This is a genomic window from Streptomyces sp. NPDC013187 (genome assembly GCF_042899705.1).
Classification (GTDB): domain Bacteria; phylum Actinomycetota; class Actinomycetes; order Streptomycetales; family Streptomycetaceae; genus Streptomyces; species Streptomyces hawaiiensis_A.
The window spans coordinates 326,515-352,618 of the sequence record NZ_JBIBAF010000003.1 but is presented as its reverse complement, the minus strand read 5'-3'; the positions used below and the strand labels follow the sequence as shown (position 1 = coordinate 352,618).

The window sequence follows — 26,104 nt, the reverse complement described above, 5'->3', positions numbered from 1 at the left end:
GTCCCAATCCCGCCAACGATGCGATACCGACACACGACTCTTCACTGAACCGGTTAAGGGAGTGCGCATGCTGGAGGCCACACCGCTCGGCGACGGATGGATCCTGCGGCACGACTCGGACAGGCTGCCGGCCACCGTGCCGGGGTGCGTGCACACCGACCTGATGGCCGCCGGGGTGATTCCGGACCCGTTCCTCGGCCGGAACGAGACCGAGGTGGCGTGGGTGGGGCGCCGGGACTGGACGTACGAGCGGGAGATCGGCGACCCAGGGGGGCAGGAGCAGACCGACCTGGTCTTCGACGGGCTCGACACCGTCGCGGAGGTCTCCCTGGACGGGCGGCTGCTGGGGAAGGTGCGGAACATGCACCGCTCGTACCGGTTCGACGTGACGGGCCTGTCCGGGCGGCTGTCCGTGCGGTTCGTCTCCGCCTACGCCGAGGCCGAGGCCGTGCGGGGCCGGGTGGGTGAGCGGCCCGCCGCCTACGCCGAGCCCTACCAGTACCTGCGCAAGATGGCCTGCTCCTTCGGCTGGGACTGGGGGCCGACCCTGGTGACGGCCGGGATCTGGCGGCCGGTGCGCCTGGAGCACTGGTCGACGGCCCGGATCGCGCGGGTCCGCCCGCTGGTCACCGTCGAGGACGGCACGGGCGTCGTCGAGCTGGCCGTCGACGTCGAGCGGACCCGGGTCGAGGCACCGCTCGCCGTGGAGGCGACCGTCGCGGGGGTGCGTGCGCGGGCCGAGATCGAGGGGTCCGGCGGGGTCGTACGGCTGCGGGTGCCGGACGCGCGGCTGTGGTGGCCGCGCGGGTACGGCGAACAGCCGCTCTACGACGTCGAGTTGAAGCTGCTGCACGGCGAGGACGTCCTGGACGTGTGGCGGCGGCGGGTCGGCTTCAGGACGGTGGAGCTGGACCGGCGGCCCGACGCGCACGGCACCGGCTTCACCCTCGTCGTCAACGGCGAGCGGCTCTTCGCGCGGGGCGTCAACTGGATCCCCGACGACGCCTTCCCGTCCCGGATCACCCGCGAGCGCTACCGGGAGCGCCTTGAGCAGGCGGCCGGCGCGGGCGTGGACCTCGTACGGATCTGGGGCGGCGGCATCTACGAGAGCGAGGACTTCTACGACGCCTGCGACGAGCTCGGGCTGCTGGTCTGGCAGGACTTCCCGTTCGCCTGCGCGGCCTACCCGGAGGAGCAGCCGCTGCGCGGCGAGGTGGAGGCCGAGGCCCGGGAGAACGTCGTACGGCTGATGCCGCATCCGTCGCTCGTGCTGTGGAACGGCAACAACGAGAACCTGTGGGGCTTCCGGGACTGGGAGTGGGAGCCGCGGCTGGCCGGGGACTCCTGGGGCGAGGGGTACTACCTGGGCCTGCTGCCGCGCGTGGTGGCCGAGCTGGACCCGACCCGCCCCTACACGGCGGGCAGCCCCTGGTCGGGGTCGTGGGACCACCACCCGAACGACCCGGCGCACGGCACCCACCACTCGTGGGAGGTGTGGAACCGGGAGGACTACGCGGACTACCGGCTGAGCGTGCCGCGCTTCGTCGCCGAGTTCGGCTGGCAGGCGCCGCCCGCGTACGCCACGCTGCGCCGTGCGCTGCCCGGGGAGGAGCTCACGCCGGACTCCCCCGGCATGCTGCACCACCAGAAGGCGGACGACGGCAACGGCAAGCTGGAGCGGGGGCTCGCACGGCATTTCGCCGTGCCGGACGGGGACTTCCACCGCTGGCACTACCTCATGCAGCTCAACCAGGCGCGGGCGATCGCGGCCGGGATCGAGCACTGGCGTGCCCACTGGCCGGTGTGCGCGGGCACGATCGTCTGGCAGCTCAACGACTGCTGGCCGGTGACGTCTTGGGCGGCGATCGACGGGGACGGCCGCGAGAAGCCGCTGTACCACGAGCTGAGGCGGCTGTACGCGGACCGGTTGCCGGCGATCCTGGCGGGGGACGGCGGGTTGGAGCTGGCCGCCGTGAACCAGACGGCCGGGGAATGGACGGGGGCGCTCACCCTGCGCCGGATGTCGGTCGCGGGCGGGACTCTGGGGCAGACGGGTGTGAAGTTCACGGCCGGAGCACGGGCCGTGGCCCGGGTCGAGGTGCCGCGCGAGCTGACGCCCGTCGGGCCGGAGGAGTTCCTGGTCGCCGACGTGGACGGGCTGCGGGCGGTGCACTTCCCGCTGCCGGACCGTGAGGTCTCCTACCCGCGGCCCGGGTTCGATGTCGCGCTCGCCCCGGGGGGCATCACCGTGACCGCCCGCACCCTGGTCCGGGACCTGCTGCTCCAGGCCGACCGGCTGGAGCCGGGGGCGCGGGCCGACCGGGGGCTGGTCACCCTGCTGCCGGGCGAAGAGGTGACCATCGGGGTGCGCGGCTGGAAGACTCCGGACGCGGAGACCGCCCGTTCGGCCCTGTACTGCGTGGAGCCCACCCGATGACGGCAACACCGACCCCTCGCGTCACCATCAAGGACGTCGCCGCGCGCGCCGGTGTGTCCAAGGGGGCGGTGTCCCTCGCGTTCAACCACAAGCCGGGGCTGTCGGAGGCCACCCGGGACCGGATCTTCCTCGCGGCCCGGGAGCTGGGCTGGTCGCCGAGCCTCACCGCGCGGACGCTGGCCGGATCGCGGGTGGACGTGGTCGGTCTTGCCGTGTGCCGGCCGGCGCGGGTGCTCGGCCTCGAACCCTGGTACATGGAGTTCGTCTCGGGCGTGCAGAGCGTGCTGGCCGAGCACTCAAGCTCGCTGCTGCTGAGGCTCGTACGGAACATGGACGAGGAGGTGGGCGTCCAGGAGACGTGGTGGCGGGGGCGGCAGATCGGCGGGTCGATCCTCGTCGACTTCCGGGCGGACGATCCGCGGGTCGCCATGGCACAGCGGCTCGGGATGCCGGTGGTCGCCGTCGGGCACCCCTCGCTGACCGGGGGGCTCACCTCGGTCTGGACGGACGACGCCACGGCCGTGACGGAGGCGGTGCGGTACCTGGCCGCGCTGGGACACCGGCGGATCGCCCGGGTGGGCGGGGCGGCGGACCTCGGGCACACGGCCATCCGGACGGCGGCGTTCGACGAGGCGGCGGGGGCGCTGGCGCTGGCCGGGGCCTGGCAGGTCGCGACGGATTTCTCGGGGGACGCGGGGGCGCGGGCGACGCGCTCGCTGCTGACCTCGGCGCAGGCCGACCGGCCGACCGCGATCGTGTACGACAACGACATCATGGCGGTGGCTGGGCTGTCGGTGGCGGCGGAGATGGGACTGCGGGTGCCGGAGGACGTGTCGCTGCTGGCGTGGGACGACTCGCAGCTGTGCCGGCTGACGCATCCGACGCTGTCGGCCATGAGCCATGACGTGCACGGGTTCGGGGCGGAGGTGGCCAGGACATTGTTCTCGGTGATCACCGGGGGCGAGGGTGGGTCCCATCCTGTGCCCACGCCCGTGCTGACGCCTCGGGGGTCCACTGCGCCGCCTCGGTGAGCGCCGTACGGGGGCGCGGGTGCGTTGTGGCTGGTCGCGCCCGCGCGGCGGAGCCGCACATCGATACGGCCCCGCGCCCCCGAGGGCACCGCACCACCCGGGGATCAGATGTGACCTTCGCCGCTCCGCCTGCCAGGACTGTGCAGCTACGTTACCCATAAGTAGCATGGGCCTGAGCGCGCGCTCAGCGCATCGCAGCAGCAATGCAGATCCTGACCCTGGAGGAGAGCCATCGTGCCTCGTACCGTCAGGGACGTCGTCTTCGTCGACGGCGTCCGCACCCCGTTCGGCAAGGCGGGCCCGAAGGGCATCTACCACGAGACCCGTGCCGACGACCTCGTCGTGAAGGCGATCCGGGAGCTGCTGCGCCGCAACCCCGGACTCGACCCGAAGAAGATCGACGAGGTCGCCATCGCCGCGACCACGCAGATCGGTGACCAGGGCCTGACCATCGGCCGCACCGCCGGGATCCTCGCGGGTCTCCCGCAGTCCGTTCCTGGCTACTCCATCGACCGCATGTGCGCCGGCGCTCTGACCGCCGTCACCTCGGTCGCCGGTTCCGTCGCCTTCGGCGCCTACGACATCGCCATCGCGGGCGGTGTCGAGCACATGGGCCGTCACCCCATGGGCGAGGGCGTGGACCCGAACCCGCGGTTCGTCTCCGAGAAGCTGGTCGACGAGTCGGCCCTGTTCATGGGCATGACCGCGGAGAACCTGCACGACCGTTACCCGCAGATCACCAAGCTGCGCGCCGACGAGTACGCCGTGCGCTCCCAGGAGAAGGCCGCCAAGGCGTACGCCAACGGCAAGATCCAGGCCGACCTGGTGCCGGTCTCGGTCCGCCGCACCTCCCCCGAGGCCGGTGAGACGGGCTGGGGCCTGGTCACCGCCGACGAGCCGATGCGCCCGGGCACGACCCTGGAGAACCTCCAGGGCCTGAAGACCCCGTTCCGCGTCCACGGCCGGGTCACCGCGGGCAACGCGGCCGGTCTGAACGACGGCGCCACCGCCTCGCTCATCGCCTCCGAGGACTTCGCGCGGGAGCACGACCTCCCCGTGAAGATGCGCCTGGTCTCCTACTCCTTCGCGGGCGTGGAGCCGGAGGTCATGGGCTACGGCCCGATCCCGGCGACGGAGAAGGCGCTGGCCCAGGCGGGCCTGTCGATCTCCGACATCGGCCTGTTCGAGATCAACGAGGCCTTCGCCGTCCAGGTCCTGGCCTTCCTGGACCACTACGGCATCGCCGACGACGACGAGCGCGTCAACCAGTACGGCGGCGCCATCGCGTTCGGCCACCCGCTGGCCTCCTCCGGCGTCCGTCTGATGACGCAGCTGGCCCGCCAGTTCGAGGAGCAGCCGCACGTCCGCTACGGCCTGACCACCATGTGCGTCGGCTTCGGCATGGGCGCGACGGTCATCTGGGAGAACCCGCACTTCGAGGGGGACAAGTGAGCACCACCGCCGAGCTTCTCAAGCAGGCTTCCGAGCTGTTCCCGGACGAGGTCGTCACGAGTGCGCACGTACGCCACTTCGACCTCCCCCTGGGTGCCGGGCGCTTCGCCCTGATCACCCTGGACAACGGCCACGACCACACCAAGCCGACCACCTTCGGCCCGGCCTCGCTGGCGAACCTGAACGCCGCCATCGACCAGGTCGAGAAGGAGGCGGCGGACGGCGAGATCGTCGGCGTCGGCATCACCGGCAAGCCGTTCATCTTCGCGGTAGGCGCCGACCTCAAGGGCGTGGAGATCCTCAAGGAGTACGAGCACGCGCTCGCCATCGGCAAGGGCGGCCACGAGGTCTTCAAGCGGCTGTCCGAGCTGGCCGTGCCGACCTTCGCGTACTACAACGGCGCCGCGATGGGCGGCGGTGTCGAGGTCGGTCTGCACTGCACCTACCGCACGGTCTCCGCGGCCCTCCCGGCGTTCTCCCTGCCCGAGGTCTTCCTGGGCCTCGTCCCGGGCTGGGGCGGCTGCACGCTGCTGCCGAACCTGATCGGCCCCGAGAAGGCCGTCTCGGTGATCATCGAGAACAGCCTCAACCAGAACAAGCAGCTCAAGGGCAAGCAGGTCTACGAGCTCGGGATCGCCGACGCGATCTTCGAGGGCGCGGACTTCCTGGAGCAGTCGCTGATCTGGACCGCCGCCGTCCTCAAGGGCGAGCTGGAGATCGAGCGCCCGGTCATCGACCGCGGCGAGGCCTGGGACCAGGCCGTCGCCAAGGGCCGCTTCATCGCGGACTCCAAGGTGCACGGCGCGGCCCCGGCCGCCTACCGCGCCCTGGACATCATCGCCGCCGCCAAGAACGGCGACCTCCAGCAGGGCTACGACGCCGAGGACAAGGCCCTCGCCGACCTCATCATGGGCGGCGAACTGCGCTCCGGCATCTACGCCTTCAACCTGGTGCAGAAGCGCGGCAAGCGCCCCGCCGGCGCCCCGGACAAGAACCTGGCCCGCCCGGTCACCAAGGTCGGCGTCGTCGGCGCCGGTCTGATGGCCTCCCAGCTCGCGCTGCTCTTCCTGCGCCGCCTGGAGGTCCCGGTCGTCCTCACGGACATCGACCAGGAGCGCGTCGACAAGGGTGTGGGCTACGTCCACGCCGAGATCGACAAGCTGCTCGGCAAGGGCCGCATCAACCAGGACAAGGCCAACCGCCTCAAGGCGCTGGTGTCCGGTGTGCTGGACAAGGCCGAGGGCTTCGCGGACGCGGACTTCGTCATCGAGGCCGTGTTCGAGGAGATCGGCGTCAAGCAGCAGGTGTTCGCCGAGGTCGAGGCGGTCGCCCCGGCGCACGCGATCTTCGCCACCAACACCTCCTCGCTGTCGGTCTCCGAGATGGCGTCGAAGCTCAAGAACCCCGAGCGGGTCGTGGGCTTCCACTTCTTCAACCCGGTCGCGGTCCTCCCGCTGCTGGAGATCGTCCGCGGCGAGAAGACCGACGACGCCTCCCTGGCCACGGCCTTCGCCGTCGCCAAGAAGCTGAAGAAGACCGCGGTCCTCACCAAGGACGCCCCGGCGTTCGTCGTGAACCGCATCCTGACCCGCTTCATGGGCGAGATCCAGAACATCATCGACGAGGGCACCCCCGTCGAGGTCGCCGAGAAGGGCGTCGAGCCGCTCGGTCTGCCGATGTCGCCGCTCGTCCTGCTGGAGCTGGTCGGCCCCGCGATCGGCCTGCACGTCTCGGAGACCCTCAACCGGGCCTTCCCGGACCGCTTCACGGTCTCCCCGAACCTCGCGGCCGTCGTCAAGGCGGGCAAGCGCGGCTTCTACGTCTACGACTCCGGCAAGCCGGAGCTCGACCCCGAGGTCGCCGCGCTGCTGAAGCAGGGCGACACCGTCCTGACGGAGGAGCAGGTCCGCGACCGCGTGCTCGACGCGGTGGCGCAGGAGATCGGCATCATGCTCGACGAGGGCGTCGTCGCCGAGGCGCAGGACATCGACCTCTGCCTGATCACGGGCGCCGGCTGGCCCTTCCACCTGGGCGGCATCACGCCGTACCTGGACCGCGAGGGTGTCTCCGAGCGCGTGAACGGCAAGAAGTTCCTGGCGCAGGGCGTCGCGAGCGTCCCCGCGTGACTCTTCCGGTGGGATGAGTGAGAAGAGGGCCTCCGCGGTACGCGGAGGCCCTCTTCTCATGCGCCGGGCTGTTCGGCGGCTTCGAGCCGTGTCCTCAGCTCGGCGTTCTCCGTCTCCAGGACGGCGATGCGCTTACGGGCGAAGTACAGCTCCAGCACGGCATCCTGGAACTCCGCGACGAGCTGCTCGGGTGTCAGTTCCATCTCGCCCGCCCTAGGCCTGGGCCAGGAGGGTGACCTTGCCGTTGCCACCCTTCCAGTACAGGGCGCCGCCGCGGGAGAAGAGGGAGCCGCCGCCCTGTTCCTTGGCCGGTTCGGCGGGGACGTCGTCGAGGCGCGCCGCGCCGTCGAGCCGCGTCGTGCCCTCGACGAGCAGGGCGGGAGCCTCGGACCGCTGGACCACATGGAGCTGACCGCCGGGCGTGGCCCCGATGTTGATGCCTATGCCGGTGCGTCCGCTGCCCTTGACGACGAAGTCTTCCAGGCCGGGGTTGTTGCGCAGCACGATCAGCGCGCCCTTGGTCGGGGCGTCGGTCGCGGTGACGAAGATGCCCTGGGCGGCCGTCCCCTTCGTCGCGAGGTTGATGGAGATCCCCGAGGCGCCGTGGTCCGACCCGTCGGCGTACCCGTTGTGGGTGATCTTCAGTGTGCCGCGCTGGGCCCGCTCGGCGCCGCTGAGGTACATCGCGGACGACTCCGGGTTGACCGACGTCACGTTCAACGCCGCCTTGTCGCCGGACGTGGCCGCGTAGTTGATCTTCACGGCGTACTCGGTCGGCGACGCGCCGTAGAACGCGGCCGGGGCGGCGTACTGGGTGTAGCCGTCGTCGGCCACCGCCTCCGATCCAGCGGCGACGGTCACCGCGCCCGCGGTGAAGGCGCCGAGGAACAGTCTTCGTCCCACTGCCATCTGAACTCCCCTTGTCTGCAGGTACCGTGCGAGGTCGATGCACGGGAGGCCGAGCCGGGCCATCCTAAGGTGGTCATTCGGTGAAGATCACACAAAGGCCGAGTGTGACCCGCGCGGGCTCCCCTCAGAGCTCCTGCCACGCGGTGAGCGCCAGCCCCGGCTCGTCCTTGCGACAGGTGAGCAGCACGGTCCCCGTCGAGGGCGACAGGGAGGCCGCGACGACCTCCTCGTGCTCGTCGAGCGCCACCGGCACGACGGCGTCGGCAGGCAGCCGGGGACCGGACTCGGTCCACCAGGCACCGGCCGACTCCTGCTCGGTCGGATACGCGGCGAAGGCGACCCGGCCACTCGCCGACCGCTGGGCGAGCACGGTGCAGTCGTACCCCTCTATGACACACCGGACCGCGGAGACGGGCCCCGGGCCGGCGGCGGCCACCAGGGCCACCGGCTTCTCACCGGGACGCCAGGCGCACAGATCACCGGAGCCGTCGGTGAAGAAGAGGGTGATGTGCTCGGCGGACGTGGCGAGCGCGCGCAGGGTGCCCGGACGCACGGGAGCCTCGACGCCCTCGGCCCGCACCGGCTTCTTGCCGTCCGACTCCTGCCGCCAGCGCAGAATCCCGCCGGGTACGGAGGCGTACAGCTCGACCAGCCCCGACTCGCCGGTGACGGCTGCCAACTCCCCCTCGACGTCATGCCCTTCGAGGTCCAGCCAGCCTCCCCAGCCGCCCTTCACCTTCTGGTTGCGCAGGCTGACTCCGCCGCTCCCGTTACGGACGAAGACATAACCGCGCCCCGCCCCGTCCACGGTCACGGCGGGCGGGCCCGTACGATCGCCCTTCTTGTCCGGGTGGCCGATGGGAGTCCAGTCCAGGGGCGCGAGGTGGGGGCGGAAATGCGTGGAGTGCACGAGCCCTGACTCCCCCGGAGCGGTGGGCCGCCAGGCCGCCAGATGTGCGTAGCCGTCGGCGCCCTGCCCGACCGCCGCCTCCGGGTGCAGCTTCTGGGCACCGCCGACGGTTCGCGGGTCGTCCTCCCAGGGGCCTCCGGGGCCGCGCTCGGCACGGCACAGGACGGCGTCGCCGGAGGGCAGATACACGGTGAGGCGGCCGTCACGGCCGCGGATGAGCCAGTCGCCGTTCACCAGTTCACTTTATGCGGGCCCGACGGCTCGGCGCGCGGCCCACCCCCGCCGTGCGACCCTGGCCGCATGAACGATCCTTCGCCTCTCCTCGTCGTGGTCGACGCCGCGAACGTCGTCGGTTCGGTGCCGGACGGCTGGTGGCGGGACCGTCGGGGTGCGGCGGAACGGCTGCGGGACCGGTTGGCGGCGGAGGGAGTTCCTGCCGTGTCCGGCCCGGTGGAGATCGTCCTGGTGGTGGAGGGGGCCGCGCGGGGCGTGGAGTCCGTGCCCGGGGTGCGGGTGTCGTCGGCGCCGGGCAGTGGGGACGATCACATCGTGGAGGTGGTCGCGTCGGCCGGCGACCGTCCCGTCCTGGTCGTCACGGCGGACCGGGAGCTGCGGAGGAGAGTCGGGGGGCTGGGGGCGGAGGTGGCGGGGCCGCGGTCGGTCCGTCCATAGGACGCGGCCCTGACCACCCTCCGGCGGTCGGACGAAGGCTACGGCGTGCCACCACCCACGCTCGGCTGTTCCTCCCCCGTCTCGCGGCGGGCGAGGCGGCTGTGGGTGCGGCCGTACAGGAAGTAGACGAGGAAGCCGGCGGCCATCCAAACGGCGAAGCGGACCCACGTCTCGGCCGGCAGGTTGATCATCAGCCACAGCGACGCGCACACCGACAGGATCGGGATGACCGGCACCCACGGGGTGCGGAACGCCCGAGGCAGGTCGGGCCGGGACTTGCGAAGGATGATCACACCGATCGCGACGACCACGAAGGCGAACAGTGTGCCGATGTTCACCAACGCGGCGAGTTCCGTCAGCGGCGTGAACCCGGCGAGGATCGCGATGATCACGCCGAGCAGGATGGTCGGCCGGTGCGGCGTCTTGAACCGCGGGTGGACGTGCGAGAAGAACCGCGGCAGCAGTCCGTCCCGGCTCATCGCGAAGAACACCCGGGTCTGCCCGAGCAGCAGGATCATGCACACCGTCGTCAGACCCACCGCGGCGCCGAAGCTGATGAAGCCCGCGAACCACGGATGCCCGGTCGCCTTGAATGCGTCGGCCAGCGGCGCGTCGACGGACAGCTGGCTGTAGTGCTGCATGCCGGTGACGACGATCGACACGAGGACGTACAGCGTCGTGCAGATCAGGAGGGAGCCGAGGATGCCGCGGGGCATGTCGCGCTGCGGGTTCTTGGTCTCCTCGGCGGCCGTGGCCACGACGTCGAAGCCGATGAAGGCGAAGAACACGACCGAGGCGGCGGTGAAGATGCCCATCACGCCGAAGTTGGACGGAGCCCAGCCGAACATCAGCTGGATCAGCGGGGAATCGAGACTGGAGCCGGCCTCGACGGGCTTCTCCTTCGGGATGAACGGGTCGTAGTTGGCGCCCTTGACGAGGAACGCGCCCGCGATGATCACGACGAGGACGACCGTCACCTTGATGGCGACGACGATCGACGTGATCCGCGCGGACAGCTTCATGCCGAGCACGAGGATGCCGGTGAGGACGAGGACGAGCGCGGCGGCGAGGATGTCGAAGCCGAAGGCGTCGGCGCCCTCCCTGCTGCCCAGCCCCGCGGGCATCGTCCAGCCCGCGTTGTCCATGAGCGACTGGATGTACCCGGACCAGCCGACGGCCACCACCGCCGTACCGAGTGCGAACTCCAGAACCAGGTCCCAGCCGATGATCCAGGCGGGCAGTTCTCCGAGGGAGGCGTAAGAGAACGTGTAGGCGGACCCGGCGACCGGGACCGTGGACGCGAACTCGGCGTAACAGAGGGCGGCCAGGGCGCAGGCGACGCCGGCCGCCACGAACGCCAGAGCCGTCGCGGGCCCGGCGTTGTCCTTGGCCACGGTGCCGGTGAGAACGAAGATGCCGGTACCGATGATCACACCGACGCCGAAGACGGTCAGATCCAGCGCGGACAAGGACTTCTTGAGCGCGTGTTCTGGCTCCTCGGTGTCGAGGATGGACTGCTCGACCTTCTTCGTCCGGAAGAGGGTACTGCTCACGGGGTACCTCCCACGCTTGTCGTCCTCGACATGATCGAGAGGTGGCACCATCCATATGCCCCGGCACGGACCAATTCACGCCAATGGGCCGGTTCCACCACCCTCACGGTGGGGAAACCGGCCCATCTCGAACCCGTTCGGCCGGGCCGGCCGTATCGGCCCCGGCAGTCGCGTCAGTCGCGCGCGGCGTCCACGGCGTCCGCCGCACTGCGCTCGAACCGCCCGTCCAGCTTGGCGACCAGCCCGGTCACCTGCCGGGCGATGTCCGGCGCGGTGAGCCCGATCTCAGCGAGGACCTCGGCCCGCGAGGCGTGGTCGAGGAAGCGCGGCGGGATGCCGAAGTCCCGCAGCGGCACGTCGACCCCCGCGTCGCGCAGGGACTGCGCGATCGCCGAGCCGACGCCGCCGACGCGGCTGTTGTCCTCGACGGTGACGACCACGCGGTGCTGTTCGGCGAGCGGGGCCATGGCCTCGTCGACGGGCTTGACCCACCGCGGGTCGACGACCGTCGTGGAGATGCCCTGCTTGTCGAGCAGGCCGGCGATCTCCAGGCACATCGACGCGAGGGCGCCCACGGAGACCAGCAGGACGTCCGGCCGGTCGGTGCCGGGCTCGCGCAGGACGTCCATGCCGCCGACGCGGCGCACGGCCGGCACGGCGGGGCCGACGGCGCCCTTGGAGAAGCGGACCACGGTCGGCGCGTCGTCGACGGCGACGGCCTCGCGCAGCTGCGCGCGCACCTGATCGGCGTCGCGCGGGGCGGCCAGCCGCAGCCCCGGGACGACCTGAAGGATCGACATGTCCCACATGCCGTTGTGGGAGGCACCGTCGGTACCGGTGACTCCGGCCCGGTCGAGCACGAAGGTGACGCCGCACTTGTGCAGGGCCACGTCCATCAGCACCTGGTCGAAGGCGCGGTTGAGGAACGTGGCGTACACGGCGAACACCGGGTGCACGCCGCCCGTGGCCAGTCCGGCCGCGGAGACGGCGCCGTGCTGCTCGGCGATGCCGACGTCGTAGACCCGCTTGGGGAAGCGCTTGGCGAACTTGTCCAGGCCGACCGGCTGGAGCATCGCCGCCGTGATGGCGACGATGTCCTCGCGCTCCTCGCCGAGCTTGACCATCTCCTCGCCGAACACGGACGTCCAGTCGGCGCCGGAGCTGGCGATCGGCAGGCCCGTGTCGGGGTGGATCTTGCCGACGGCGTGGAAGCGGTCCGCCTCGTCCTGGAGGGCGGGCTGGTAGCCGCGGCCCTTCTCGGTGAGGCAGTGCACGATGACCGGCCCGCCGAACCGCTTGGCCTTGGCGAGCGCGGACTCCAGGGCCTCCAGGTCGTGCCCGTCGATCGGGCCGACGTACTTCAGGCCGAGGTCCTCGAACATGCCCTGCGGGGCGATGAAGTCCTTCAGGCCCTTCTTGGCGCCGTGCAGGGTGTCGTAGAGCGGCCGTCCGACGACGGGCGTGCGCTCCAGGACCTCCTTGGTGCGGGCCAGGAAGCGCTCGTAGCCGTCGGTGGTGCGCAGGGTCGCCAGGTGGTTGGCGAGACCTCCGATGGTCGGCGCGTAGGAGCGCTCGTTGTCGTTGACGACGATGACGAGCGGGCGGTCCTTGGCGTCGGCGATGTTGTTCAGCGCCTCCCAGGCCATGCCGCCGGTCAGGGCGCCGTCACCGATCACGGCCACGACGTGGTCGTCGCGCTCCATGATCTGGTTGGCCTTGGCGATGCCGTCGGCCCAGCCGAGGACGGTCGAGGCGTGCGAGTTCTCGATGACGTCGTGCTCGGACTCGGCCTGCGAGGGGTAACCGGACAGGCCGCCCTTCATCTTCAGCTTCGAGAAGTCCTGGCGGCCGGTGAGCAGCTTGTGGACGTAGGACTGGTGGCCGGTGTCCCAGAGCACCTTGTCCTTGGGCGAGTCGAAGACCCGGTGCAGGGCGATGGTGAGCTCCACCACGCCGAGGTTGGGGCCGAGGTGACCGCCGGTCTTGGAGACCGCTTCGACGAGGAAGCTCCGGATCTCCTCCGCCAGCTGGTTCAGCTCCTCCAGGTTGAGCCGGTCCAGATCGCGCGGTCCCCTGATACGGGTCAGCAGCGGCACCCGTGCCTCCTTGCAGTAGAGCTGTTGCCGGGCTTGTCGAGTCTAATGTTCCGCCTTCGCGGGCGGCGCCGAGGCTGTGCGTCGTACGTCACGCGTTCGGCTCTACCCATGGTGCGCCACGCCTACGACACAACTGTGCCCGGCACCTGGAAGGTGCCGGGCACAGGGGGTTTCGCGGATGCTAGGCGCGCCCGGCGGTCTTCTGCGTCTTGCGCGTCACGGCGTCGATCACGACCGTGGCCAGCAGCACACCACCGGTGATCATGTACTGCACCGGGGAGGCGATGCCCTCCAGGGCGAGGCCGTACTGGATGGACACGATCACCAGGACACCGAGCAGCGCGTTCCAGGTGCGTCCACGGCCGCCGAACAGCGACGTGCCGCCGATGACCGCCGCGGCGATCGCGTTCATCAGCAGGTCACCGCCACCGGCGCCCTGGTTGGCCGCGGCGATCTTGGAGGCGATGAACAGGCCGCCGACCGCGGCGAAGGTGCCGGAGATCGCGAACACCGAGATCCGGACCATCTCCACGTTGATGCCGGCCCGGCGGGACGCCTCGACGCTGCCGCCGAGCGCGAACACCTTCCGGCCGTACGCCGTGCGCCGCAGCACGAAGTCCGTGACCAGCAGCACCGCGATGAAGATCACCACGGCGAGTGGCAGGCCCTTGTACTGGTTGAAGACGATCGCGACGGTGAAGGCGACGACAGCCAGCAGTACGGTCCGCACGATGGTCTCGCTCAGCGGCCGGGACGGCACGCCCGCGGCCTCGCGGCGCCGGTTGCCGAGGAAGGAGCTGAGGAAGAACCCCGCGGTCACCACCGCGGCCAGACCGTACGCGGCGGCCACGTCGGAGAAGTAGTAGCTGGTCAGCTGGGCCACGACCCCGTCCGGGTCGAGGTTGATCGTGCCGTTGTCGCCGAGGATCTGGAGCATGAGGCCGTTCCAGAACAGCAGACCGGCCAGGGTGACGGCGAAGGCGGGGACGCCGATCTTCGCGAAGAAGAAGCCGTGCAGCACACCGGCGACGGTGCCGGTGAGGATGGCCAGCACGAAGGCGAGCCACTCGTTCATGCCGTTGGTGACGTTCAGCACCGCGAACGAAGCACCCGCCACACCGGACACCGAGCCGACCGACAGGTCGATCTCGCCGAGCAGCAGCACGAACACGATGCCGACGGCGATCATGCCCGTGCCGACCATGGCGACGGACATGTCGGACAGGTTGCCCGCGGTGAGGAAGTTGGAGTTCAGGCTCGTGAAGATGAGCCAGATGATCGCCAGGCCGATGACGACCGGGATGGAGCCCAGGTCACCGGACTTCATCTTCCGCTTGAACTCGGTGACGTAGCCCTTGAGGCCCTGCTCACGCACCAGCAGCCGGGGGTCGACGACCGTGACGGCGGCCTTGGCCGCCTCGGGGTTCTCCACGACGTGTTCTTCCGGAGCCGCGGAGGTCTTGTCGATGCTCACTTGGAAACCTCCCCGTTCGTGCGCGCCGCACGGCGGGTCACGGCGTTGTCGGTGGCGCCGGTGATGGCGGAGATGATCTCTTCCTGCGAGGTCGACTTGACCTCGAAGACGCCGTTGTTGCGCCCGAGGCGCAGAACGGCGACCTTGTCGGCGACGGCCTTCACATCTGCCATGTTGTGGCTGATGAGGATGACGGCGTGGCCGCGCTCGCGCAGCCGCTCGACCAGGTCGAGGACCTGCGCGGTCTGCTCGACGCCGAGGGCGGCGGTGGGCTCGTCGAGGATGACCAGCTTGGGCTCGCCGAGCATGGAGCGGGCGATGGCCACGGTCTGGCGCTGACCGCCGGAGAGCGAGGCGATCGGGATGCGCACGCTGGGGATGCGGATCGACAGCGTGTCGAGCAGCTCCCGGGAGCGGCGCTCCATCTCCACCTCGTCCAGGACGCCGCGCTTGCGGAGCTCCCGGCCGAGGTACAGGTTGCCGACGACGTCGATGTTGTCGCAGAGCGCGAGGTCCTGGTAGACGGTCGCGATGCCCAGGTTCTGGGCGTCGTGCGGCTTGTTGATCTGGACGGACCTGCCGTCCCATTCGATGACGCCCTCATCGATGGGGTGCACGCCGGCGATCGTCTTGACCAGCGTGGACTTTCCGGCTCCGTTGTCGCCGACCAGGGCGACCACCTCACCGGCGTGGACCTCAAGCTCTACGTCGGTGAGCGCCTGAACGGCACCGAACCGCTTGGAGACCCCGCGCAACGCCAGCACGGGCGTAGCGGACACGTGAACCATCTCCTTCGCCGCCTGACCCGGCGGGAGGTTGTGCAGAAGGGTGGGAGGAGTGATCGCTCCGGCGCCCCGCATAGCTTGCGGGGCTGATGTGGCGGGGCGCCGGAGGAACTCGGGGGCGAACCGGTCCCCGCATGGAGTCACGGGAGTCCGGCTCGGACTCCCGTGCTCCGCAGGGGACTTGGCGGTTGCTTACTCGAGACCGATCTTGTCGCAGGCGGCCTTGTACTTGCCCGCGCAGATCTCGTTCACGGTGTAGATGCCGTCCTTGATGACGGTGTCCTTGATGTTGTCCTTCGTCAGCGAGACGACCGGGACGAGGACGGAGGGGACGGCCTTGGTGGTCGGGCTGTCGACCTTGTCCTTGGCGATCGAGTCGAGCGACTTGCCCTGGGCGAGGGCGACGGCCATCTCGGCCGCGACGTCCGCCTCCTGCGGGTAGGGCTTGTAGACGCTCATGTACTGCTCACCGGTGACGATGCGCTGCACACCCGCGAGCTCGGCGTCCTGGCCGGTGACGGGGATGTCGGCGATGCCCGCGGCCTTCAGGGCCGTGATGATGCCGCCGGCCATGCCGTCGTTGGCGGAGTAGACGCCGACGATCTTGTCCTTGCCGAGGGCGGAGATGGCGCCCTCCATGTTGGAGTTGGCGTTCTCCGGCTTCCACTCCTTGGTGTCGTACTCGCGGCCGATCTTCACCTTGCCGTCGAGCACGGAGTGCGCGCCCTGCTTGAACTGGGCGGCGTTCGGGTCGGTGGAGGACCCGTTCATCATGACGATCTGGCCGTCCTTGGCCTTGTCGCCGAGGGCCTTCAGCAGGGCCTCGCCCTGGGTCTTGCCGACGGTGACGTTGTCGAACGAGGTGTAGGCGTCGATCGGGCCCTCGGCCAGGCGGTCGTAGGCGACGACGGGGATGCCCGCGTCCTTGGCCTTCTTCACCGAGCCGGCGATGGCCTTGGAGTCCACCGCGTCCACGATCAGCACGTCGACCTTGTTGGTCACCATCGTGTCGACCTGCTGGTTCTGCGTGCTGGCGTCCTGCTTGGCGTTGGCGTAGACGACCTCGCCCTTGCCGTTGGTGAGCTCCTTGACCTTCTTCTGGATGAGCGGCCGGTCGAACTTCTCGTAACGGGCGGTCGCGTTCTCCGGAAGGAGCAGGCCGACCTTGATGTCGTCGCCCTTCTTGGCGGACCCGGTGGAGTCGGCGTTGTCGCCCGACTCCTTGGCGCTGCCACAGGCAGCAAGCGAAACGGCCATCGCACCGGCGGCAATAGCGACAGCGGCGCGACGCATACGCGTGTTCACTTCAAAAACCTCCCTGACGAGGCCGCGACATTGCGGCCGAGGTGGCTGGAAGTCAACTCGGCCACACGTGCGACGTCAAGAAGTAAATCCTTAACGAGATGGCAACGGTGCCATCCGTTCTCTAAGTGAAGGCAGGGGTGGCCGCCTTCAGTGCGCCCGGGGCAGTTCCGTCGAGAAGGGTCGAATCGCCCATCTCGCTGAGGGCGAGAGCGAGCGCTCCGAGCACCTCCGCACGGCCACCGAGGGCACCGGGGAGAACGGACAACTGGCGTGCCGCACTGGGGATCGCGTAGCGGCCGACGGACTCCCGGATCGGCCCGAGCACCAGCTCACCGGCCTCGGCGAGATCACCGCCGAGGACCACCCGGCTCGGGTTCAGCAGGTTGCAGAGATTGGCCACTCCACTGCCGATGTGGCGGCCGACGTCGGCGATCACCCGACGGCAGCCCGGGTCTCCGTCCCGCGCGAGCCGCACGACGCCTTCCATGGTCAGGTCGGTGCCGTGACTGGACTGGAGGAGCGGGAGCACGTAGCGCGCGGCCGCGAAGGTCTCCAGGCAGCCGCGGTTTCCGCAACGGCAGACCGGGCCGGATTCATCGAGTGTAATATGTCCTATTTCTCCCGCGGTGCCGCCGGGGCCCCGGTAGATCCTGCCGCTGATCACCAGGCCGGCGCCGACACCGCTGGCGACCTTGATGTAGGCCAGGTCCCGGACGCCTCGGCCGCTGCCCCAGACCATCTCGCCGAGGGCGCCGAGGTTGGCGTCGTTGTCCACGTGCACGGGGACGCCGAGGCGGCCGCGCAGCTCCTCGGCGGGCTTGGTGCCGGTCCAGCCGGGGAGGATGGCGGTCGAGCCGAGGGTGCCGGACTCGACGTCGATGGGACCGGGGACGCCGAGGCCGACGCCGGCGATCTTGGAGGCGTCGACGCCGGTGGCTTCGATCAGGCGGTTGACCAGCTGTTCCGCGCGGTCGAAGCCCTGGGTGGACGAGGCGTCCACGTCCAGGGGCTCGGACTCCTCGGCCAGGACCTGGTGGGCGAGGTTGCCGATGGCGACGCGCAGGTGGGTGTGGCCGAAGTCGACGCCGATGACGATGCCGGCGTCGCCGCTCAGCGACACGCTGCGGGCCCTGCGGCCGCCGGCGGAGGTCGGTGTGACCTCGACGGTGCCGCCGTCCTTCAACTCCCGGACGATGTTGGAGACCGTCGCCGCGGACAGGCCTGTCGTCCTCGCGATCTCGGCCTGGGTGAGGGAGCCCGCGAGACGCACGGCTCGTACGACCCGCTCCAGGTTGGCTCGGTGCAGCGATGACTGCGACCCCGGAGTCTCCACGACGACCTCCTGCGCACGGGGCCGCTTCAATGAGACCCCGTCTATGTCCAACTAGTGAACTCTAAGCTGAGCCGTTCGGGTCGCCTCCCGTCAAGAGGTTGAACTGATTCCGGGGCGTGCGCGAGTCGTTGCGGAGCGCTATGTGGGGGTACGCGCTTTCTGCCTGCGGCGGCCTGTGCGGGTGTCCGGGGGTGCCCGTCTTCGCCTGTCGGTGGGGGGGGTGGGGCGGGGCCGCGCCGGGGGGGTGTCCGTCCTCGGAACGGCGCGATGGCCCCCCTACCGACTGACCGGCGTCGACGCGCCGACCGCTGCGGGCGGACACCGCCCGACACGTCCCCTTGCGTCGTACGGCGGGTGCGGCGCGCGGGGGCGGGCGCCCGTCCCGCCCAGCTGCGGGCATACGTGCCGCCAAGGGCGGCACGGGTGGGCGCAGCGGCACCTCGTCGCGCCGAGCTGCGCAACGCCCCCTGCCCCAGCCCCACCGGCCCGGGCTACTTCAGCGCACCCGCCGTCAGCCCCTGCACCACCTGCCGCTGGAAGATGATGTACGCCGCAAGCACCGGCAGCATCGCCATCACCAGGCCCGCGAACAGGCCCGACCAGTCGCCCTTGTAGCCCTGGCTGACCGCCAGCTGGACCAGACCCTGGGTGAGGACGCGCTTGTCGGGGTCGGTGTTGAGGACCGTGGGGAGCATGTACTGGTTCCACTGGCCCAGGAAGTTGAAGATGCCGACGCTGATCAGGCCCGGCTTGGCCATGGGCAGCATGATCTGGAAGAACGTGCGGCTGTGGGAAGCGCCGTCCACGAAGGCCGCTTCGGCGATCGACGTCGGCAGGGTGCGGAAGAACGCCGTGAGGAAGAACACCGTGAACGGCAGCGAGTAGGCGATGTAGACCAGGATCAGGCCGTGGATGGTGTTCAGCAGGCCCATGTTGTTCACGACGTAGAACAGCGGCACCAGTGCGAGCATGATCGGGAAGCTCATGCCGCCGATGAACAGGAAGTAGATGAAGCGGTTGCCCGGGAAGTCGAACCGGGCCAGGACGTAGGCCGCCATGGAGCCGAGGACCAGCGTGCCGATCAGCGAACCGCCCACCACGAGGACCGTGTTGAGGAAGTAGTCGCTCATGTTGGCCTGGGTCCACGCCCGCGACCAGTTGTCGAAGTGCAGGGAGTCCGGGAGCGACCAGGGTGAGCTGAAGATGGAGCGGTCGTCCTTGAAGGACGTCATGACCGCCCAGAGCAGCGGCATGACCACCATGAACGCCCAGATGACCAGGACGCCGTGGGAGAAGACGTTGAGGACCGTGCCCTCCTTCTTCTCCTTCACGGGAGGGGGCGGCTCGATGTCGGTCTTGGCGATCGGGGCTCCGGACTCGGCCGGCAGCGGCGCGGGAGTTTCGGTCGTCTTCATCGGTCAGTACTCCAGCCGCTCGCGACGGCCCAGCCGCATCACCACGGCGGCGAAGGCCAGCGTGACGACGAGCAGGGCGACACCGATGGTGGTGGCATAGGCGGCCTGCCCGTCACGGAACGCCTTCTGGTACACGTACAGGACCATGACGGTGGTCGAGTAGTCGGGACCGCCCGGCCCGGTCGTCATGATCTGCACGACCGCGAACGACTCGGCGCCCAGGGCGAGGATGCCCATGTAGACCCAGCCGGACTGCACCGTGTCCCAGAGGAGGGGCAGGGTGATCCGGAAGAACGTGGTGAAGCGGTTGGCGCCGTCCAGCAGGGCCGCCTCGTACATGTCCGCCGGGATGGAGGCCATGCCGGCGGAGAAGAGGACGACGAAGAAACCGACCGTGGACCAGACGAGGACCGCCATCACCGCCCAGAGGGCCAGATCCGGGTCGCCCAGCCACAGCGGCTGGACGGTGTCGAGGCCGATCCCGCGCAGGACCGAGTTGATCGCTCCGCTGTCCGGGTTGTACGCGAACGCGAACAGCAGCGCGACGATGGCGATCGAGAGGACCTGCGGGAAGAAATAGACGATCTTGTAGAACGAGGAGCCCCGGACACCGGTGACCACCGGGCCGTTCTTCCTCTTTCTGCCACCCACGTTGATCATGAAGGCGAAGAACAGCGCGAGGCCGATCGTCACCACCGGCAGCAGGAGGGCGAACAGCAGGCTGTGCTGCAACGACTTCCAGAAGATCTCGTCGTCGAGCATCCGGCTGTAGTTGTCGAAACCGACCATCTTGAATTCGGGGCTCAGGCCGGTCCAGTCCGTGAACGAGTAATAGATGGACTGGATGAACGGCCAGACCACGAAGAGCGCGTACAGTCCCAGGGGCAACGCCAGGAACCCCACGATGAACCGGTACTTGCCGTGCTGCATCGCCACTCCGGTGCCGTGTGCGGAATTTGGGTTTTCCGGTGCCGTTACTGGTGCTTGTAGTGCTTGATGGAATTGTCCTTGGCGGTCTCGTCGGCGAAGCCCTGGATCTTCTTGATGGCCTCGGCGGGAGTCAGGCGGCCGGCCATCATCTCGCCCAGGCCGGAGACGCCGATCTTCTCCTTCTGCAACTGCACGTACCAGTCCTGCATACGGGGATTCACCACGTTCTCGCCGGCCTTGTCCAGGGCCGCGACACCGGATTTCAGACCGGGGGTGAGGGCGATGCCGTCGGTGCCGCCGTTGTACGCCGTCAGCGACTTCACCTTGCCGGTGAAGTTCTTCGAGGAAGCCTCGCTGAGCATGATGCGCAGCTGCTCCATGCCGCCGGCGGCGTTCTTCGCCTTGGCCGGGACGATGAAGGGCTCACCGCCGGAGGCCCAGATCGTGCCGAACGGCATCTTGTCGGAGGAGTCGATGCCGGTGGGCGCGGAGACGGCCAGGTCGAAGTCCTTCGGGATGACGTTCGCCGACTCGTTCTCCACCCAGGAGCCGTTCGGGATGAACAGCGCCTTGCCCTCGGCCCACGCCGTCTGCGACTGGATGTGGTCCAGGCCAGGGGTGCCCTTGAGGACGTAGCCCTTCTTGTAGAGCTCGTAGTACGCCTCGAAGCAGGCCTTGACGGCCGGGTGTTTCCAGGCGTTCGGCTCCAGGTTGTCGATCGCGTCGAGGACCTCGCGGCCGCCGACCTTGCCGATCATCGGGTAGAGCGAGAAGGGGAGGTAGTACGGGTATTTGCCCGCGTACGTCCAGCCCGCCATGCCCTTCTTCTTGGCCTTCGCGCAGACCGCGAGCATCTGGTCCCAGGTCTCGGGGTACTGCTCGTCGAGCGAGTCCAGGGCCTTCTGCGAGTACCAGACGCCGTACACCGTGTAGGCGTAGTAGAGGATCCAGACCTTCTCGCCGTCGAACTGGCCCATCTCCACGATGCCGGGGCGCAGCGTGTCGCGGACCTTCTTGCCCGGGTCGTCGTAGGAGGGCGCGTCCAGCAGCGGGGTGAGGTCGGTGAGCTGGTTCTTGCCGACCAGGACGCCCATGTCCATCTGCTCGGCGCCGGAGTTGTCGATGAGGTCCGGCGGGGTGCCCTGGTTGAAGCGGGGCTGGAGCGTGGACTGGATCTTCTGGGTGGCGGAGAACTTCACCGTGACCTTGGGGAAGTTCTTCTCGTAGATCTTCACGGCGTCCTCGGCGTATTCCTTGCCGAAACCGCCGTCGAACAGGACGAATTCCATGCCGGCCGTGTCGTTGACGGCGAGCGGGTTCTTCGCGGTCTTCTTGCCGGCCTTGGCCTTGTCACCGCTGTCGTCGCCGCCGCTGCTCGCGCAGGCGGACAGGAAGCTCATGGTGGGGACGGAGATCAGCCCGAGTGCGGCAGACCTCTTGATCAGATCACGGCGGCCGACACCCTCGGTGCCGTGGTTCTCTGCGGAAGTGGATCCCATGCTCAAGTCCTCGCCTTCTCCAGGACTCAGGCGGTGAACCGGATCCTCCCCGGCACCGCGATCGGGTCAAGCTGGGTCGTGCAGGAAAGTGCGGGTGGTGATGTGCGGATCGGGTGAAGCGTGCGACAGGTATAGTCCACTTCCCGCCAGCGGATCAACATCGAACACAGGGTTGGCCGTGGGTCTTATCCGAGTTGAGACCTCGCGGAAGCATGAGTGGCCCGGGGGCGCTCCGCCGGAAATATGCCGGTCGTCGCGCCCGAATGCCACAGGCAACACCCTTGACACTCCCTGCCACTTGGGCGACTACTGGTCCTTGCGTATCGATGGTGACAACGTTGTCCACTGCGCAGGGAGGGTACCCGTTGATGCAGCGGAAAGCTCGGCACGGATGGGGTTCGGCGGTCGTGTCGGCGACCGCCTTCGCTTTGACTCTGGGCTCGCAGGGGGTTGCGGTCGCACTGCCGCAGGCCGCCGGAAAACCCGATCGGGGGTTCGCGTCCTCGTTCGAGGCGGACGACCCTGTTCCGGACTGGTCGAGCACCGTCGACACCGACCCCGACGGCCGCAAGCGCACCTCGGGTGTCGACGGCGGCTACAGCAGCGGCATACCGGGCAACGTGACCGATCGCGTCACCGACGTCCGGGCGAGCGCCGAGAACGCGGGCGGCGGTGAGGTGAAGGAGAACCTCGTCGACGGCGAACCGAGTACCAAGTGGCTCACCTTCGAGCCCTCCGGCTGGGTCGAGTTCGACCTGGACAAGCCGGTCAAACTGGTGCGCTACGCACTGACGTCGGCCAACGACCACGACGAGCGCGACCCGAAGGACTGGACCCTGAAGGGCTCCGCCGACGGCAAGGACTGGAAGACCCTGGACACCCGTTCCGGCGAAACTTTCTCCGAGCGGTTCCGGACGAAGACGTACGACCCCGCCGCAGCAGGTGAGTACCGGCACTTCCGGCTGGACGTCACCGGGAACAACGGTGGCGACATCCTCCAGCTCGCCGACCTCCAGCTGTCCACGGGCGGCACCGACGGGCCCGTCCCGCAGGACATGCTCTCCCTGGTCGACCGCGGCCCCAGCGGCTCCCCCACCGCCAAGGCGGGCGCCGGATTCACCGGGAAGCGGGCCCTGCGGTACGCCGGACGGCACACCACCGAGGGGCGGGCGTACTCGTACAACAAGGTCTTCGACGTCAACGTGGCCGTCGGCCGGAACACGCGACTGGCCTACCGGATCTTCCCGTCGATGGCGGACGGCGACCTCGACTACGACGCCACGAACGTCTCCGTCGACCTCGCCTTCACCGACGGCACCCGTCTGAGCGAGCTGCGCGCCACCGACCAGCACGGCTTCCCGCTGACCCCGCAGGGGCAGGGCGCGGCGAAGATCCTCTACGTCAACCAGTGGAACGACGTGGCCTCGCGAATCGGCTCGGTCGCGGCCGGGAAGACCGTGGACCGGATCCTGGTGGCGTACGACTCCGCCAAGGGCCCGTCGAGGTTCCGGGGCTGGCTCGACGACATCGGCATCGAGTCCGTCGCGCCCGAGCGGCCGAAGGCACACCGCTCGGACTACGCGGTGACCACCCGCGGGACGAACTCCAGCGGCGGGTTCTCGCGGGGCAACAACTTCCCGGCGACGGCGGTGCCGCACGGCTTCAACTTCTGGACGCCGGTGACCAACGCGGGTTCGCTCAGCTGGCTGTACGACTACGCACGGGCGAACAACGCGGACAACCTGCCGACGATCCAGGCGTTCAGCGCGAGCCACGAGCCGAGTCCCTGGATGGGCGACCGGCAGACGTTCCAGGTGATGCCGTCCGTGGCCACCGGGACCCCGGAGTACGGGCGGGAGGCCCGGGAGCTGGCCTTCCGGCACGAGAACGAGACGGCGCGCCCGTACTACTACGGGGTGCGGTTCGAGAACGGGCTGAAGGCCGAGATGGCGCCGACGGACCATGCGGCGGTGCTGCGCTTCACCTACCCGGGCGACGACGCGAGCGTTCTCTTCGACAACGTGACGGACCAGGCGGGCCTGACGCTCGACAAGGAGAACGGAATCGTCACCGGCTACTCGGACGTCAAGTCCGGGCTGTCGACGGGCGCGACCCGGCTGTTCGTCCACGGCGAGTTCGACCAGCCGGTGACCGAAGGTGACTCCAGCGGCGTCAAGGGCCACCTGCGCTTCGAGCCCGACGACCGGACCGTCACCCTGCGCCTGGCGACTTCGCTCATCAGCATCGACCAGGCCGAGGACAACCTCCGCCAGGAGATCCCGGAAGGCCGGTCCTTCGAGGCGGTGAAGAAGAGCGCCCAGCGGCAGTGGGACCGGCTGCTCGGCAGGGTCGAGGTCGAGGGCGCAACGCCCGACCAGCTGACGACGCTGTACTCCAGCCTGTACCGGCTCTACCTGTACCCGAACTCCGGTTTCGAGAAGGTGGGTGGCGAGTACCAGTACGCCTCGCCCTTCTCCCCCATGCCGAACCCGGACACCCCGACGCACACCGGCGCGAAGATCGTCGACGGGAAGGTGTACGTCAACAACGGTTTCTGGGACACCTACCGGACGACCTGGCCCGCGTACTCGTTCCTGACGCCCTCTCAGGCCGGTGAACTGGTCGACGGGTTCGTGCAGCAGTACAAGGACGGCGGCTGGACCTCCCGCTGGTCCTCCCCCGGTTACGCGGACCTCATGACGGGGACGTCCTCGGACGTGGCGTTCGCGGACGCGTACGTCAAGGGCGTGGACTTCGACGCGGAGGCGGCGTACGAGGCGGCGGTGAAGAACGCCACGGTCGTACCGCCGGACCCGGGCGTCGGCCGCAAGGGCATGGCCACCTCCCCCTTCCTCGGCTACACGAGCACCGAGACACACGAGGGCCTGTCCTGGGCGCTGGAGGGTTACCTCAACGACTACGGCATCTCCCGCATGGGCCGCAGGCTCTACGAGGAGACGGGTGAGCGGCGCTACAAGGAGGAGTCGGCGTACTTCCTCAACCGCGCCCGGGATTACGTGAACCTCTTCGACTCGAAGGCCGGCTTCTTCCAGGGCAAGGACGCCGAGGGCGACTGGCGGGTGGAGTCCTCGAAGTACGACCCGCGCGTCTGGGGTCACGACTACACCGAGACAAACGGTTACGGGTACGCCTTCACCGCTCCGCAGGACAGCCGGGGTCTGGCGAACCTGTACGGCGGCCAAAAGGGTCTGGCGGACAAGCTCGACGACTACTTCTCCACGCCGGAGACGGCCTCCCCCGAGTTCGTCGGCTCCTACGGCGGTGTCATCCACGAGATGACCGAGGCGCGGGACGTCCGGATGGGCATGTACGGGCATTCCAACCAGGTCGCCCACCACGCGATCTACATGTACGACGCGGCCGGGCAGCCCTGGAAGGCACAGGAGAAGGTCCGTGAGGTGCTGTCCCGGCTGTACACGGGCAGCGAGATCGGGCAGGGCTACCACGGTGACGAGGACAACGGCGAGCAGTCGGCCTGGTTCCTGTTCTCCGCGCTCGGCTTCTACCCGCTGGTGATGGGCAGCGGCGAGTACGCCATCGGATCGCCCCTGTTCACCAAGGCGACCGTGCGTCTGGAGAACGGGCGCGAGCTGGTGGTGAAGGCGCCGCGGAACAGCGGGAGGAACGTGTACGTGCAGGGGCTGAAGGTGAACGGCCGGACCTGGACGAAGACCTCTCTCCCTCACTCGCTGGTCGCCGGGGGCGGTGTGCTGGAGTTCGACATGGGCCCGCGGCCGTCGTCCTGGGGCACGGGCGAGCACGCGGCGCCCGTGTCGATCACCCGGGACGACGAGGTGCCGACGCCGCGCGCGGACGTGCTGGAGGGTGACGGCGCCCTGTTCGACGACACGTCGGCGACGGGCGCGGCGGTGACCTCCGTGGATCTCCCGGTCTCCGAGGGCACCGAGGCGGTCCAGTACACGCTGACCTCGTCGGCGGACCGGGCGGAGGCACCGGCCGGGTGGACGCTCCAGGGCTCCTCCGACGGCACGACGTGGCGCACGCTGGACCGGCGCTCCGGTGAGTCCTTCGCCTGGGACAGACAGACCCGCGCGTTCTCCGTGAGGTCGCCGGGTACGTACGAGAGGTACCGCCTGGTCCTCGACGGTGAGGCCATGCTGGCGGAAGTCGAACTGCTCTCCTGAGCAGCCGAGTT

At 69.3% G+C, this 26,104-nt stretch carries 18 protein-coding genes; 6 read left to right on the top strand and 12 right to left on the bottom strand.

The window, feature by feature from the left end; translation table 11 throughout:
• Positions 1 to 67: 67 nt before the first annotated feature.
• The 4 genes from ACFY5B_RS07485 (at position 68) to ACFY5B_RS07470 (ending at position 7,046) form a co-directional block, all read left to right on the top strand.
• A complete protein-coding gene (locus tag ACFY5B_RS07485) occupies positions 68 to 2,437 on the top strand; it encodes a glycoside hydrolase family 2 protein (RefSeq protein ID WP_389965857.1) in 2,370 nt (789 codons plus the stop codon).
• Positions 2,434 to 3,468: a LacI family DNA-binding transcriptional regulator gene (locus tag ACFY5B_RS07480; RefSeq protein WP_389965854.1), complete on the top strand. Its 1,035-nt coding sequence runs from the start codon at positions 2,434 to 2,436 to the stop codon at positions 3,466 to 3,468. The genes ACFY5B_RS07485 and ACFY5B_RS07480 overlap by 4 nt, the downstream gene beginning before the upstream one ends.
• A 234-nt stretch (positions 3,469 to 3,702) precedes the next feature.
• Positions 3,703 to 4,920, top strand: coding sequence for an acetyl-CoA C-acyltransferase (locus tag ACFY5B_RS07475; RefSeq protein WP_366050475.1), 1,218 nt, complete (start codon positions 3,703 to 3,705; stop codon positions 4,918 to 4,920).
• Positions 4,917 to 7,046 (top strand): 3-hydroxyacyl-CoA dehydrogenase NAD-binding domain-containing protein, encoded by a 2,130-nt coding sequence (locus ACFY5B_RS07470; RefSeq protein WP_389965852.1) that lies wholly within the window; start codon positions 4,917 to 4,919, stop codon positions 7,044 to 7,046. Before ACFY5B_RS07475 ends, ACFY5B_RS07470 begins: the two co-directional genes overlap by 4 nt.
• Positions 7,047 to 7,102: 56 nt before the next feature.
• On the opposite strand, the gene ACFY5B_RS07465 is transcribed toward ACFY5B_RS07470, so the two are convergent.
• The 3 genes from ACFY5B_RS07465 to ACFY5B_RS07455 form a co-directional block, all read right to left on the bottom strand.
• A complete protein-coding gene (locus ACFY5B_RS07465; RefSeq protein ID WP_389965849.1) occupies positions 7,103 to 7,249 on the bottom strand; it encodes a hypothetical protein in 147 nt (48 codons plus the stop codon).
• Positions 7,250 to 7,259: 10 nt separating this feature from the next.
• The gene (locus tag ACFY5B_RS07460; RefSeq protein WP_389965846.1) at positions 7,260 to 7,955 is read right to left on the bottom strand and encodes a hyaluronoglucosaminidase; all 696 of its coding nucleotides are present in this window, start codon (positions 7,953 to 7,955) and stop codon (positions 7,260 to 7,262) included.
• Positions 7,956 to 8,079: 124 nt separating this feature from the next.
• Positions 8,080 to 9,099: a hypothetical protein gene (locus tag ACFY5B_RS07455; RefSeq protein WP_389965843.1), complete on the bottom strand. Its 1,020-nt coding sequence runs from the start codon at positions 9,097 to 9,099 to the stop codon at positions 8,080 to 8,082.
• Between the two features lie 66 nt (positions 9,100 to 9,165).
• Here ACFY5B_RS07455 and ACFY5B_RS07450 point away from each other — a divergent pair, with 66 nt between their 5' ends.
• Positions 9,166 to 9,537 carry an NTP pyrophosphohydrolase gene (locus ACFY5B_RS07450; protein WP_389965841.1) on the top strand — a complete coding sequence of 124 codons (372 nt, stop codon included), beginning with the start codon at positions 9,166 to 9,168 and terminating at the stop codon, positions 9,535 to 9,537.
• Positions 9,538 to 9,575: 38 nt separating this feature from the next.
• Here the strand turns inward: ACFY5B_RS07450 and ACFY5B_RS07445 are convergent, their stop codons facing one another.
• From ACFY5B_RS07445 to ngcE, 9 genes are all read right to left on the bottom strand, one after another.
• On the bottom strand, positions 9,576 to 11,090 hold the full coding sequence (locus ACFY5B_RS07445) for an amino acid permease (RefSeq protein WP_389965838.1): 1,515 nt from the start codon (positions 11,088 to 11,090) through the stop codon (positions 9,576 to 9,578).
• A 173-nt stretch (positions 11,091 to 11,263) separates the two neighbouring features.
• Entirely contained in the window at positions 11,264 to 13,186 is a 1,923-nt protein-coding gene (dxs, locus tag ACFY5B_RS07440) for a 1-deoxy-D-xylulose-5-phosphate synthase (RefSeq protein WP_389965835.1), read from the bottom strand.
• Positions 13,187 to 13,367: 181 nt separating this feature from the next.
• Positions 13,368 to 14,660 (bottom strand): sugar ABC transporter permease, encoded by a 1,293-nt coding sequence (locus tag ACFY5B_RS07435; RefSeq protein ID WP_389965832.1) that lies wholly within the window; start codon positions 14,658 to 14,660, stop codon positions 13,368 to 13,370.
• On the bottom strand, positions 14,657 to 15,448 hold the full coding sequence (locus tag ACFY5B_RS07430) for an ATP-binding cassette domain-containing protein (protein ID WP_031109031.1): 792 nt from the start codon (positions 15,446 to 15,448) through the stop codon (positions 14,657 to 14,659). Before ACFY5B_RS07430 ends, ACFY5B_RS07435 begins: the two co-directional genes overlap by 4 nt.
• Positions 15,449 to 15,637: 189 nt before the next feature.
• A complete protein-coding gene (locus tag ACFY5B_RS07425; protein WP_389966456.1) occupies positions 15,638 to 16,738 on the bottom strand; it encodes a sugar ABC transporter substrate-binding protein in 1,101 nt (366 codons plus the stop codon).
• A 133-nt stretch (positions 16,739 to 16,871) separates the two neighbouring features.
• A complete protein-coding gene (locus ACFY5B_RS07420) occupies positions 16,872 to 18,083 on the bottom strand; it encodes an ROK family protein (RefSeq protein WP_389965828.1) in 1,212 nt (403 codons plus the stop codon).
• 491 nt (positions 18,084 to 18,574) lie between these two features.
• The gene (locus tag ACFY5B_RS07415; RefSeq protein ID WP_389965825.1) at positions 18,575 to 19,498 is read right to left on the bottom strand and encodes a carbohydrate ABC transporter permease; all 924 of its coding nucleotides are present in this window, start codon (positions 19,496 to 19,498) and stop codon (positions 18,575 to 18,577) included.
• Between the two features lie 3 nt (positions 19,499 to 19,501).
• Positions 19,502 to 20,428: a carbohydrate ABC transporter permease gene (locus ACFY5B_RS07410; RefSeq protein ID WP_389965822.1), complete on the bottom strand. Its 927-nt coding sequence runs from the start codon at positions 20,426 to 20,428 to the stop codon at positions 19,502 to 19,504.
• A 44-nt stretch (positions 20,429 to 20,472) separates the two neighbouring features.
• Positions 20,473 to 21,927, bottom strand: coding sequence for an N-acetylglucosamine/diacetylchitobiose ABC transporter substrate-binding protein (gene ngcE / locus ACFY5B_RS07405; RefSeq protein ID WP_389965819.1), 1,455 nt, complete (start codon positions 21,925 to 21,927; stop codon positions 20,473 to 20,475).
• A gap of 368 nt (positions 21,928 to 22,295) precedes the next feature.
• Here ngcE and ACFY5B_RS07400 point away from each other — a divergent pair, with 368 nt between their 5' ends.
• Positions 22,296 to 26,093, top strand: coding sequence for a GH92 family glycosyl hydrolase (locus tag ACFY5B_RS07400; RefSeq protein ID WP_389965816.1), 3,798 nt, complete (start codon positions 22,296 to 22,298; stop codon positions 26,091 to 26,093).
• Positions 26,094 to 26,104: the final 11 nt, after the last annotated feature.